We start from the raw sequence: 12,931 nt of genomic DNA, 5'->3' as shown, positions 1-12,931 counted from the left end.
GCGGCGGCCTGCGAAAACCGGCACGACCGGCGAGCTCAGGGGTTGGTGCTGGACACGCTGTTGGCGCTGTCGGTTTCGTGAGTCGCGCGCCGTCCGGTCCTGCCGCAGACGCCGAAGCGTTCGAGCAGGGCAGGAATCGCATCCACCGGAACCGGACGCGAGAACAGGAAGCCCTGCGCCTCGATATGGCCGAGCGCGGCGAGCCAGGCGATCTGCTCTTCGGTCTCGGTACCTTCCACGACCACCGTGAGGCCAAGTGAGCGCGCCAGATTGACGATCGCGGTGACCATCACGCAGACGCTGCGGTCGCCGGGAATTGCCTGGATGAACGAACGGTCTACCTTCAGCGTGTCCACCGAGAAGCGGTTCAGGTACGACAGCGACGAATAGCCGGTGCCGAAATCGTCGAGCGCGATGCGCACGCCCAGACGCTTGAGCGCGAAGATCTTTTCCGAGACGAGCTCGGGGTATTCCATCATCGCGGTCTCGGTGATTTCGAGCTCGAGACGGCGCGCCGAGATGCCGCTCTCCTCGATGGCGTGCGAGATGGTCTCGTACAGGTCGCCGCGCCAGAACTGCACCGCCGAGATGTTCACCGCGAGCGAGAGCGTGTCGTAGCCCTGTTGCTGCCACAGCGCCAGTTGACGGCAGGCGGTCTCGATCACGAAGTCGCCGATCGGCACGATCAGGCCGGTCGATTCCGCCACCGGAATGAATTCGTTCGCGGGAATCAAACCATGCTGCGGATGATTCCAGCGCACCAGCGCCTCGAAGCCGGTGATGCAGCGGCGCGTCAGGTCGATCTTCGGCTGGTAGGCGAGAAACAGCTGGCCTTCGGCGAGCGCCACGCGCAACTGCTGCTCCCACTTCATCAGATGATCCGCGCGGTGCGACAGGTGCGGCGAGTAGAACTGATAGCAGTTCTTGCCGGCGTCTTTCGCGCTGTACATGGCGAGATCGGCCTTTTTCAGCAGGTCGATTTCGTTTTCGTTGGCCACCGAGTAAAGCGCAATGCCGATGCTCGCATGCAGCACGAACGAACTGCCGCGTACGTCGAACGGGGCGGCGAACACTTCGGCCGCGGCTTCGGCAAGCGCGACCGCGCGCTTCTCGACGTCGTCGCCCTTGATCACGACGACGAACTCGTCGCCGCCGATACGGCTTAACGTACCGCCTTCGCCGACCGCAATGGCGAGGCGCGAGGCCGTCATTTGCAGCACGATGTCGCCGGCGTTGTGGCCGAGCGTGTCGTTGACGGTCTTGAAGTTGTCTAGGTCGATAAACAGAATCGCGAGGTGGCCGAGGTTGATCGGCTGCGCCATGTCGTAGCGCAGGCTTTGCAGCGTGGCGTAGCGATTGCGCAGGCCGGTGAGCAGATCGTATTCGACCAGATGCGTCATCTCGCGCTCGCGGCCGAGCAGCTTGCCGATCAGGCCGGTCGCCACGGCGAAGAAGCTCAGCATGGCGAGCGAGATGAAGCTCGCCATCAACAGATAGACGTTGCGCGTGTGGTTGTAGTCGGCGAATTCCTCGGCCTGCGACAGACCCACCAGCACGCCGAGCGGATAACCGTCGATGTGCCGGTACGACACGATGCGCGTGACGTTGTCGATCGAATCGACATAGGTGCCCGACACGTGTTCCGAGGTCGGATACGAGCCGCTTGCCGAGAACGTGCCGTTGGCCTTGTCGGCGCTGCCGGTGCGCCGCGCGAGCACGGTGCCGTTGTCCGAGATCACGGCGATCACGCCTTCGCGGCCGATGGCCGCGTTGTTGTAGAAGTCGCTGGTGAAATAGCTCGGGTCTTCGGACACCACCACGACGCCCGCGAACGAGCCGTCCGGGTGATTCAGGCGGCGCGTCATCTGCAAGGTCCAATGGCCCGACACGCGGCCGAGCACCGGCTTGCTGATGTACAGCTGGTCGTCGTTCTCGTGTTCGTGGACCTTGAAGTGCTCGCGGTCGGACAGATCGATGTGCTTGGGATTGAGTTCGGCCGTGTTGGCGATCAATGTGCCGTGCTCGTCGATCAGCGAGACCTGCACCAGGGTCTCGCTTTGCACGACACCTTTTTCCACCGTGCTGGCGAGATCAAAATGATTGGGTGACTTTTCAAACTCGAATTTGACGAAACGGGTGATCTGATCGACCTGGTGAATCGCCTTGACCGTATGCTGTTCCAACGCCGCGGAAAGAATGGCGGCAGAAGCCATGGCTTCACGATAAGTGGCTTCTTTCTCGACCGACAAACGCGCAAAGATAACGGCCCAAAGCAGGATCAGGACCAATACGCCGAGCGCTGGAATGGCGAGCAGGGCGCGGCGCCGCGATACCGCGGGGTCGCGCCGGCGTTTTGCATTGCGCGCGTCGGAGAAGCGGGCTTGGCTCATTGGCTGGTCCGTGCCCTGGTGCCAGCCGGTTTCAAACGCGCGAGCATTGACTGCGCTATTTTCATGGGTGCCTGCATGGTGACCAACGTGCCGGAACTGCTGCGCAGAAGTAGGAAACGTGGCGCCGCGCCTGACCATCCGCAGGCCATCGGGTACGTTTCGATATTACTTAATGCCACTGGATTAAGGAAGCGTCCCGGCATCGGGTATACGCGGGCGCGGCCAATGGTCCGGTCCAGCCGGTTTCGCGGCGGATTTGGCGGCACGTTTTTTGACCGCTTTTGCAGTCGTGTTTGCATCTGTTTTGGCAGCCGATACAGCAGGCCATCACGTTGCGATCTCGCGGTCATATGCAGGTATTTCATCGGGAAACGATGGTCCGGATTTCCAGCATTCAGGTGTGCCAGGCCTTTAATAGGCCCATTACTATGCGAGATGCATTTAATCCCGCGCCAGAGCCTAAGCAAGGGACGCGCCGGTCAGGGCAGCCGGAATGTGCCGTCGACGATCGTCACCGTGGTGCCGCCGATCCACGTCTTGCCGGAACTTCCTTCGGCGCGTGCGTCGTCGTAGTGCACGCTGACCTGGCCGGCCCGGCCCAGCACAGTGCCTTGACGTGCTGAATAGTGCGCGCCGGGGCGTCTCTGCTGGTCAGTCAGGAGGACGGCGAGCGCCGCGTTGGCACTGCCGGTCACAGGGTCTTCCCCAATGCCGAAACTGCCGCCGGCCATCAGGCAACGCACTTCGAAGGTCGCCGGGCCGTCGGCGTCGTGCGGGCCGTATACGGCAACGCCATGGGTATCCACCGAATGCACGATGTCAGCGAGCGCGGCGGCATCCGGCTCGAGTGCGAGGCACTCGCGCGCCGAATCGACGCGTACCACGAGCCAGGGCGCACCATTGTCGACCGCGCAGGGCGTCGCGCGGAAGTCGATCGCGTCGCTACGTAAAGCCGTAGCGAGTGCCGCGTAGCGATCTTCGGCAAGCGGCGTGATTCGCGCAGGCGGCGCGGCAAAGGCCCACGCACCGTCCGATTCTGGCAGCGCCTTTAGCTCGACGAAGCCCACGCCGCATTGCTGTACGAGCTTGCCCGCCTGCCGAGGCTGATAGCCGCTTTCGAGCAACGCATGCGCGGTGCCGAGTGTCGGATGACCCGCAAACGGCAATTCGCCGCGCGTGGTGAAAATGCGCACCCGATAGTCGGCGGCGGGATCGGTCGGTTTCAGCAGGAACGTGGTTTCGGACAGATTGGTCCAGCGCGCGATGGCCTGCATCTGCGTCGTATCGAGCGTATCGGCGTCGAACACGACGGCAAGCGGATTGCCTTTGAACGGCACCGACGTGAACACGTCGACTTGTTTGAAACGAACAGTGTGAGCAGGCATTGGGCGCGGTCCGGCGAATCAAACAGGTTGCAAGGGTTCGCGGATTCTATCTGGCGACGCTGGATCGATCCACCTCGCTACAAGCGTAGAACACAAAGGCAATAAAAAAATACAAATCAAAAAATGCAAAACGCGTCGCGAGGAGGCGGACTCCTCACGACGCGTTTTCGATCGCGCTGCCGGCCGCGCGGGCGGCGCGGACGGATGTTTCAAATGCGTTATTCGACTTCGGCGATCATCTCGATCTCGACGCACGCGCCGAGCGGAATCTGCGCCACGCCGAATGCCGAGCGTGCATGCTTGCCGCGCTCGCCGAACAAATCGGCGATCAGTTCGGACGCACCGTTGGTGACCAGATGCTGTTCGGTGAACTCGAGCGTCGAGTTGACGAGACTCATCAGCTTGACGATGCGCGTGACGCGGTTCAAATCGCCCACATGCGTGTGCAGCGTGGCGAGCAGGTCGATCGCGATCGAACGCGCGGCGGCCTTGCCTTCCTCGGTGGTGAGGGTGGCGCCGAGCTTGCCGGCCCAGACCTTGCCGTCCTTCTTGGCGATGTGGCCGGACAGGTACACCGTATTGCCGCTTTGCGCGCTCATCACATACGCGGCCGCCGGCGCACCGGCGGTCGGCAACTCGATGCCCAGTTCCTTGAGCTTGTCGTAAACGTTCGTTTGAGCCATGTTGCAGTCCTTGAACAGTAGTGAAAATGGGTCGGCGCGGGCCGGGCGGGGATCGCGCAAAAAGCGTTTAAATTTTCGCGCGGATCAGCGCGCCGAGACGCGACACGCCTTCGTCGATCTTTGCCGGCGGCACCGTGACGAACGAAAGGCGCAACGTGTTGTGCTGCGCTTCGTTCGCGAAGAACGGACCACCCGGCACGAACGCGACGTTCTGTGCGACGGCTTCTTCGAGCAGCTTCATGCTGTCGATCTGCGCGGGCAGATTCACCCACACGAACATGCCGCCTTCCGGACGATTCCAGCTCACGCCTTCGGGCATGTAGCGCTCGAGCGCGGCCAGCATGGCGGCGCATTGATCGCGATACAGCTCGCGGATGGTCGGCACGTGCGTGTCGAGGAAGCCGTCCTTGATCACTTCGTACACGATGCGCTGCGTGAAGCTGGGCGTGTGCAGATCGGTGGCCTGCTTGGCCTGCACGAGTTTGAAGATCAGCTCTTCGGGCGCGATGATGTAGCCGACCCGCAGGCCCGGCGCCAGCACCTTCGAAAACGAGCCAAGATGGACGATGTGGTCCGGCGCCATCGACAGCATGGTGGGCAGCGGTTCGCCCGCGTAGTCGAGCGCGCCGTAAGGGTCGTCTTCGATCACCGGGAACGGCGCGCTTTTCGCGAACTCGGCGAGCGCGCGGCGGCGCTCGACTGGCAGGCGGCGGCCCGTCGGATTCTGGAAGTTCGGTTGCGCATACAACAGGCGCGCGCCGGCCGTCAGTTCCGGCGTGAGCGCTTCAGGAATCAGGCCGTGCTCGTCGGTCGGCACTTGCACGTAGCGCGGTTCGTACATCGAGAAGGATTGCAGCGCGCCAAGGTAGGTCGGCGTTTCGACCAGCACCGCGCTGTCCGGGCAGACCAGCACTTTGCCGATCAGATCGAGCGCCTGCTGCGAGCCGGTGGTGATCAGCACCTGGGTCGGGCGGATCTGCGCGCCGTTGACTGAATAGCGTTTTGCGATCCATTCACGCAGCGGCAGGAAACCTTCGGTAGCGCTGTATTGCAGCGCCGCGGCGGGCTCGTCGCGCAGGATGCGGTCGGCCGCGGCGCGCATGCGCTCGGCGGGGAACGTAGCAGGCGAGGGCAGGCCGCCCGCGAACGAAATGACTTCGGGCCGTTCCGTGACCTTCAGAATCTCGCGAATCGCCGAGCTCGTGAGCTTGCGTGCGCGTTCGGACAATTGCCACATGGGGGCTTTCAAGTCGCTTTGGTCCATGGTCTCCTCTGCTGGTACTGGAACCGGTCAAAACTTCGATTATCGCGCGAGTCGGCGACCCGCGGACACTGCTTATTTAAGGGTCCGTAGACCCTCGGGTGTTTCAAACTCGGCGACGAGCGCCGGCGCGCCGTCCGTGGGCTGCAATTCGATCAGGTGCGCGGCGCCCAGCCACTGCAGTTGCGCGGCCAGCGTGTCGGCATGCGGGTGCGCACCTTTCAAGGCTTTCAGTGCGATGCCCGTGTCCGGCAGCACCGCCGACGGATGCCGCGCCGTGTCCCATTGAATCAGCGAGGGCAGCACGCCGTCGCCCATGCCTTGCCAGGCCGGGAACGCGCCGTCGTCGGGCACGGTCAGGCCCCAGCTGAAATCGCCGCGGGTCATTGCCACGACCGGCGCGATGCGCTCGGGATACTGCGCTTGCCACGCCGGCAGGCGCTTCGGCCGGTCGACCCGTGCGACCCAGTGCGACAGATACGGTCCGTTTTCGAGCCGCGCCTGGGTTGCCGGATCGTCGAGGGCAAAGAGGCGGGCGCGCGGCGTGCCGCCGTCGGCCGATGCGGTGGCAGTCGCCGCCTGCGGATCGATCGCGATCACTTCCAGATAGACGCCGCCCCACAGGTTCAGGAGGCGGTTGTGCGTGCGCATCAGCGGATGCGCGCCGCCGCCGGACGGCGCCACGCCGAGGGTGTCGGCGACGTACTGTGTGCCCTCGTCGAGGGTGCGGGCGGAAATCACGAGGTGATCGAGGCGTAGCGGATGAGCGGTCATGACGGATCGGGGCAACGGAGTTCTGCGGTAAACCGGGGCGCGCCGCTTCTGTGGCAACGCGGCCGGGGCCGTAAGCATAACCGTTTGCCGGATCGGCGGGCCATGCGGATGGGGTGTCGGCAGCGTTTGCCGGATCGCCCGGGGTGGCGGGACATCTGACGGACGCCATCCCCATCCTTTACCTGTCTCAAATGTAGCGGCGCGGACCTGCACAGTAACGGTACAATCGTTTCGATACTGTTCGGTACAGTTGGAGCCCCTTATGTCCGTCCCGCTTGCGCAGATTCCCGCCCCGCACGACACCGCCTCGCTGACGCTGGTCGAGCAGCTCGTCCAGTGGGCGCGCCGCCGTATCGAGGAGCGCGTGTTCCGCCCCGGCATGCGCATGCCGTCGATCCGCAAGCTCGCGCTCGACAAGGGCGTGTCGCGCTTCACCGTGGTCGAGGCCTACGAACGGCTGGTGGCGCAGGGTTTTCTGGAATCGCGGCGCGGTTCCGGGTTCTATGTGCGCGAGCGGCTCGCCAGCGCGGCGAGCGCGGTGATCCATCCGCTAGCCGAGGCGACGCCCGCGCCGGCCACCATCGACGTGGTCTGGCTGCTGCGCAACATGCTGCATACCGGCGCGCGCCCCGAGCGCAGCCCGGGTCTCGGCTATCTGCCGGCTCGCTGGCTCGACGGCGATCTGATCACCAACGCGTTGCGCACGCTGGGCCGGCAAAGCGGCGCGCAGATGCTCGGCATCGGCACGCCGCTCGGTTTTCTGCCGCTGCGCCAGCAGTTGCAGACGCGCCTGGAGGAACTGGAGATCGGCGCCGCGCCGGATCAGATCGTGATGGTGTCCGGCATCACGCAGGCCATCGACCTGATCTCGCGCATCTACGTGAAACCGGGCGATGCCGTGATCGTCGGCGATCCGGCGTGGTTTCAGATGTTCGGGCGCTTCGCGTCGCAGGGCGCGCGGCTGGTCGGCATGCCTTATACACCGGACGGCCCGGACCTCGACGCGCTCGAGTCGCTCGTGCAGCTGTGGCGGCCGAAAATGCTGGTGATCAATTCGGTGTTGCAAAACCCGACCGGCACGTCGCTGACGGCCGCTCAGGCGTTCCGCATTCTGCGTCTGGCCGAAGCGTACGACTTCATCGTCGTCGAAGACGATATTTACGGCGATCTGTGTCCGCCGAGCTATCCGGGCACGCGCCTCGCGAGCCTCGACCAGCTCAAGCGCGTGATCTATCTCGGCAGCTTTTCGAAGACGCTCGCGCCGAATCTGCGGGTCGGTTTTCTGGCCTGTGCGCCGGAGGTGGCCACGGCGGTCAGCGACCAGAAGATGCTGGTCGGCATGACCAGCCCGGAGCTGAACGAGCGTGTGCTGTACAAGATTCTGACCGAAGGCCACTACCGGCGGCATGTCGAGCGCTTGCGCATGAGGCTCGACAGCGTGCGCGAAAAGTCCGTGCGGATGCTGGAAAAGACCGGGCTGAAAATGTTCCTGACACCCACGGCCGGTATGTTTCTCTGGACCGACACGGGTGTCGACGCCGATGCGCTGGCCGCCGCCGGCCACGAAGCCGGGTTTTTGCTGACGCCTGGCAGCCTGTTTTCACCGCAGCAGTCGCCGACCACCTGGATGCGCTTCAATATCGCCAATTGCGGCGATCCGGAACTGGCGACGTTTCTGTGCCGGTATCTCGACGGCGTGGCGCGCCGCGCCTCTTGAAACCGCGCGTGAGCGTCCCCAATTAGCCGGACGATCCGGCGGTCGGGCGCTGCGGAGCAACCCCAGCTTGGCGCTTCGCGCCGCCCTGGCCCGCCGGCGGCCAGGCCGCGCCTGACCTGAACCCCATTCGCAACAGAGAGGAAGTCCGACCATGGCACAAGAAACCATGAGCTTTCAGGCAGAAGTCAAACAACTTCTGCACCTGATGATCCATTCGCTGTACAGCAACAAGGAAATCTTCCTGCGCGAGCTGGTGTCGAACGCCTCCGACGCGGCCGACAAGCTGCGCTTCGAGGCGATCGAAAACAGCGCACTGTACGAGAACGATCCGAACCTGCGGATTCGCGTGTCGTACGACAAGGAAGCGCGCACCGTCACGCTCGACGACAACGGCATCGGCATGAGCCGTGACGAAGTGATCTCCAACCTCGGCACGATCGCGCGCTCGGGCACCAAGGAATTCTTCGGCAAGCTCTCCGGCGACCAGCAGAAAGACGCGGCGCTGATCGGCCAGTTCGGCGTGGGCTTCTATTCGGGCTTCATCGTCGCGGACAAGATCACGGTCGAAACGCGCCGTGCCGGCTTGCCGGCTTCGGAAGGCGTGCGCTGGGTCAGCGCGGGCGAGGGCGATTTCGCGGGCGAGCAGATCGAGCGCGCGGCGCGCGGTACCACCATCACGCTGCACCTGCGTGCCGATGAAGACGAACTGCTGTCGTCGCATCGTCTGAAGTCGATCATTCAGAAGTACTCCGACCACGTCGCGCTGCCGATCCTGATGCAGAAGGAAGAGTGGGACGCGGAAAAGAGCGCGATGGTCACGAAAGACGAAGACGAGACCGTCAATCAGGCCAGCGCATTGTGGACCCGCGCGAAGAACGACATCACCGACGAGCAGTACCAGCAGTTCTATCAGCACCTCGCGCACGATCATCAGGACCCGCTCACGTGGACGCATAACCGAGTTGAAGGCCGCAGCGAATACACGCAACTGCTGTATGTGCCGGCCCACGCGCCGTTCGACATGTTCAGCCGGGATCATCGCGGCGGTCTGAAGCTGTACGTGAAGCGCGTGTTCATCATGGACGACGCGGAACAACTGCTGCCGGCCTATCTGCGGTTCGTGAAGGGTGTGGTCGATTCGGCCGATCTGCCGCTGAACGTGTCGCGCGAAATCCTCCAGGAAAGCCGCGACGTGAAGGCGATCCGCGAGGGCGTGACCAAACGCTCGCTGTCGATGCTCGAAGAACTGGCCAACTCGGATAACGAGGCGGATAAGGAAAAGTACGCCGGTTTCTGGAAGGAATTCGGCCAGGTGCTGAAGGAAGGCATCGGCGAAGACTTCGCCAATCGCGAGCGGATCGCCAAGCTTGTGCGCTTTGCGTCGACGCATGTGGACTCGCCCGAGCAGACGGTGTCGCTCGCCGACTACGTCGCGCGCATGAAGCCCGAGCAGACCAAGATCTACTACGTGACCGCCGACACCTGGCGCGCCGCGACCCACAGCCCGCACCTCGAAGTGTTCCGCAAGAAGGGCGTGGAAGTGCTGCTGCTGACCGATCGCGTGGACGAGTGGATCCTGTCGTTCCTGAACGAATTCGACGGCAAGCCGCTGCAAAGCGTGGCGCGCGGCGATCTCGATCTGGGCGCGTTGAACGACGAAGAGAAGCAGGCGCAGGAGAAGGTGGGCGAAGAGTTCAAGCCGCTTGTCGAGAAGATGAAGGAAGCGCTCAAGGACAAGGCCAAGGACGTGCGCCTGACGTTCCGTCTGACGGACTCGCCTTCCTGTCTCGTTGCCGACGACGGCGAAATGAGCGGCTACCTGCAGCGCATGCTGAAGGCGGCGGGGCAGCAGGCACCGTCGTTCCATCCGATTCTCGAGGTGAATCCGGAACACGCTCTGGTGAAAGGCTTGCACGCCGACAGTGCGAACTTCGACGACTGGTGCCATTTGCTGTTCGATCAGGCGTTGCTCGCCGAAGGCGGCGCGCTGGAAGATCCCGCAGACTTCGTGAAGCGCACCAACGCGCTGTTGCTCTCGCGTGTAGGTTGAACGTGATGCGAGCTTGATCCGCAGGCGTCGTACTGACGCGTGAGGATGGAAAATGCGCTGCTTCGGCAGCGCATTTTTTTTGCTATTCGTGGTGATGCCGAGGTGCCAGTTCAGGCGTTCCGGTTGAAGATGCGTGAGGTATCTTAGATTCAAGTCAGTTTGGATCGCTAACCAAATTAAATCTGCAGGCGCCAATCATGATCGGTTTATGAGATGCAACGGCGCGACGATATCTTATGCTCGCGCGTTTCAAATCTGGAGGCGTAAAGGCTTCCCATGTCCGAATCCAATCTGGCAGTGCCCGCCGATGCAGTTCACATGCTGTGGTCGATCCTGCGCGATCAAGGTCTTGATGCCGCCGTGCGGCGCGCGCTCGAATTGGCTGAAGCGGGTGTCACGCCGCAATTGCACGCCGACCTATGCGCGAGCGCGAAACGTTTCGAGGCGGCGTATCACAGCGCATCGCAGGCGAGTGCCTGCACAAACGGAGCACGCCATGCACGGCTTGCGCTCTTTGCCGACGCGCTCGGCGACACAGATACCGCGCGCCACGAAAGCGAGCTGGCGGTGGCTGCGCAACCGCTCGAGGCAACGGCGAAGTGGGCCGTCTGGCTGATCGATCGATGCGGCGCGCATTCGGCCGCCGCGCACCTGTTGCGCGCTTACGAGCGGCAGGCGCCGCAAGACGCAAGGGCGCCGTGGTGGTTGTCGATTGCGCTGGTGGCGCTACCCGATGAGAAGGCGCGCGCCGAACGTCGCGCGGCCCTGCTGCGGGCCTATGCGCTGAACCCCGCGATCGATTCCGCCTTGCCGTTGCAACTCGCGCTGGCATTTCGTGAGATTGGCGATTGGTTCACGGTGGAGCGCGTGTGCCGCGAATGGCTCGCGCACCATCCGGCGGACGCCGAAATGGCGTGGCAGCTCAGTCACGCGCAATGGCAGCGCGACGCCGCCGCGGCGGCGGAGACGACCATGCGTGCGGTGGACGCCATCACGCCCGGCCGTGCCGACCTGCTGGCGGCCATTGGCCTGTATCTCGGCGAGCAGGCGCGCTACGAGGAGAGCGAAGCGGTGTTGCGTGCGTCACTCGACATCGATTCGTCCGCGGTGCAGGCCGCGGTCGATCTGGCAGACCTGGAGTTACGGCGCGGCGCCTGGACGAGCGCCTGGCCGCGCTTCGAGGCACGCCTTGCGCGCGAGGACCGCGAACAGAACAACGTCGTCAGCGTGATGTCGCGTTTGTGTCCGCGCTGGCGTGGTGAAGCGCTCGCCGGCAAGACCCTGGTCGTGCATAGCGAGCAGGGTAGCGGCGACGACATCCAGATGGTTCGCTTCGTGGCGCAACTGGCCGTCCGCGTGCGCGACGAAGGCGGCAGGCTGGTGCTCGCCGTGCGTCGTCCGTTGCGGGCGCTGTTCGAGCGCATCTACGCGGATTGCGTGTCGATTGAAGATGGCCCGCTCGGCGCGCCCGACTATGGATTGCCGATGATGAGCCTGCCGCTCGTGCTCGGTCTCCAGCCGGAGCACGTGCGTGGCGCGGCGTATCTTCGGGCCGACGCGATGAAGGTGGCGGCATGGCGCGAACGGGTCGGCGCGTGTGCGCCGAAGGCGCAGCGGCACGTCGGCCTCGTGTGGTCCGGCAGTCCGACACACCGGCGCGATGCCAGGCGGTCGATTCCGCTGGCGGCGCTGGCGCCGCTGCTCGCGTTGCCGGACGTGGTATTCCATCCACTCACGCCTGGCCGCCGTGCCGATGTGGCGGCGCTCACGGCGCAGGGCTATCGCGTGTGCGACCTGAGCGGCGGCTACGAGGCCGGTTTCGACGACGTAGCGGCTCATCTGACGGCACTGGATGCGCTGGTGACGATCGACAGTGCGCCTTTGCATCTCGGCGGCGCGCTAGGGCACCGTGTACTGGCTATGCTTGATCACGTATCGCACTGGTCCTGGGGCAATGCGGAGGCGCAGCCCTGGTACGACACTGTCGAGTTGTTCCGGCAGCCGCGGCCGGGGGCGTGGGCGCCGGTTGTCGAGCGGGTTGCGGCGCGGCTGGGGAGGATGCTGGCACCCGGCACACGATAAACGCGCCCGGGTTTGCCTGAAAACGCGGTTTGAGATGGCCGGCGTTTATTGCTTGCCCATCAGCGTATCCATCGTCTCGCCTCGCACGACGATTTCCGTGCGGCGATTCAACGCGCGCCCTTCGGGCGTGTCGTTGCTCGCCACCGGGTTGTTATAGGCGTTGCCCTTCGTGCGAATGCGGTCCATTGCCACGCTGCGCGCGACGAGCGCGTAACCTACCGCGGTTGCGCGAGATTCGGAGAGTTGCTGGTTGTATTCGAGCGTGCCGACGTTGTCGGTATAGCCCTCGACGACGATCGGCTTCTTGCTGCGGTTGAGCAGCACAGCCGAACGATCGATGACCGCGGTTGCATCGCCGCGCACGTCGGACTTGTTGAAGTCGAACAGGGCGGTTTCGGGCAGCTTGACCGCGACCCCGTTGGCAACGGGCGCGACTTCGATGCCCACGGCCTTGTTCAACGAAGTCTCGGTGTCGCGATTCAGCGGCGCCGCGCAGCCTGCCATCAGCAGGAGCGACAGTGCGCAGGCGGTTGTGCTCAGGAATGTGTTCATCTTCGTGTGTTCTCCTTTGTTGTCGATTCACTTGGCC

At 64.0% G+C, this 12,931-nt stretch carries 10 protein-coding genes; 3 read left to right on the top strand and 7 right to left on the bottom strand.

Annotated features, from left to right (window positions below; genetic code table 11):
• Positions 1 to 35: 35 nt before the first annotated feature.
• The 6 genes from A6V37_RS37750 to A6V37_RS37730 all read right to left on the bottom strand — a co-directional run bounded on the left by A6V37_RS37750 (position 36) and on the right by A6V37_RS37730 (position 6,493).
• Positions 36 to 2,390 (bottom strand): bifunctional diguanylate cyclase/phosphodiesterase, encoded by a 2,355-nt coding sequence (locus A6V37_RS37750; RefSeq protein ID WP_064286917.1) that lies wholly within the window; start codon positions 2,388 to 2,390, stop codon positions 36 to 38.
• On the bottom strand, positions 2,387 to 2,755 hold the full coding sequence (locus A6V37_RS41160) for a hypothetical protein (RefSeq protein ID WP_131799953.1): 369 nt from the start codon (positions 2,753 to 2,755) through the stop codon (positions 2,387 to 2,389). Before A6V37_RS41160 ends, A6V37_RS37750 begins: the two co-directional genes overlap by 4 nt.
• 114 nt (positions 2,756 to 2,869) lie before the next feature.
• Complete coding sequence (locus tag A6V37_RS37745) at positions 2,870 to 3,775, bottom strand: PhzF family phenazine biosynthesis protein (RefSeq protein ID WP_064272242.1); 906 nt, start codon at positions 3,773 to 3,775, stop codon at positions 2,870 to 2,872.
• A gap of 218 nt (positions 3,776 to 3,993) precedes the next feature.
• A complete protein-coding gene (locus A6V37_RS37740) occupies positions 3,994 to 4,458 on the bottom strand; it encodes a RidA family protein (RefSeq protein WP_064272240.1) in 465 nt (154 codons plus the stop codon).
• A gap of 67 nt (positions 4,459 to 4,525) precedes the next feature.
• On the bottom strand, positions 4,526 to 5,722 hold the full coding sequence (locus A6V37_RS37735; protein WP_064272238.1) for an aminotransferase-like domain-containing protein: 1,197 nt from the start codon (positions 5,720 to 5,722) through the stop codon (positions 4,526 to 4,528).
• Between the two features lie 72 nt (positions 5,723 to 5,794).
• Positions 5,795 to 6,493, bottom strand: coding sequence for a VOC family protein (locus tag A6V37_RS37730; RefSeq protein WP_064272237.1), 699 nt, complete (start codon positions 6,491 to 6,493; stop codon positions 5,795 to 5,797).
• Between the two features lie 262 nt (positions 6,494 to 6,755).
• Here A6V37_RS37730 and A6V37_RS37725 point away from each other — a divergent pair, with 262 nt between their 5' ends.
• The 3 genes from A6V37_RS37725 (at position 6,756) to A6V37_RS37715 (ending at position 12,342) form a co-directional block, all read left to right on the top strand.
• On the top strand, positions 6,756 to 8,210 hold the full coding sequence (locus A6V37_RS37725; protein ID WP_064286916.1) for an aminotransferase-like domain-containing protein: 1,455 nt from the start codon (positions 6,756 to 6,758) through the stop codon (positions 8,208 to 8,210).
• Between the two features lie 151 nt (positions 8,211 to 8,361).
• Complete coding sequence (gene htpG, locus A6V37_RS37720) at positions 8,362 to 10,260, top strand: molecular chaperone HtpG (protein ID WP_064286915.1); 1,899 nt, start codon at positions 8,362 to 8,364, stop codon at positions 10,258 to 10,260.
• Positions 10,261 to 10,536: 276 nt separating this feature from the next.
• The gene (locus A6V37_RS37715) at positions 10,537 to 12,342 is read left to right on the top strand and encodes a tetratricopeptide repeat protein (protein ID WP_064272232.1); all 1,806 of its coding nucleotides are present in this window, start codon (positions 10,537 to 10,539) and stop codon (positions 12,340 to 12,342) included.
• Between the two features lie 45 nt (positions 12,343 to 12,387).
• Here the strand turns inward: A6V37_RS37715 and A6V37_RS37710 are convergent, their stop codons facing one another.
• Positions 12,388 to 12,894: an OmpA family protein gene (locus A6V37_RS37710; protein ID WP_064272231.1), complete on the bottom strand. Its 507-nt coding sequence runs from the start codon at positions 12,892 to 12,894 to the stop codon at positions 12,388 to 12,390.
• Between the last annotated feature and the right edge of the window lie 37 nt (positions 12,895 to 12,931).

Origin of the sequence: Paraburkholderia ginsengiterrae, assembly GCF_001645125.1 — a bacterium.
In the GTDB taxonomy this organism is placed as follows: Bacteria; Pseudomonadota; Gammaproteobacteria; order Burkholderiales; family Burkholderiaceae; genus Paraburkholderia; species Paraburkholderia ginsengiterrae.
Note: the sequence above shows the minus strand (reverse complement) of the source record. Positions and strands in the feature narration are given on the sequence as shown.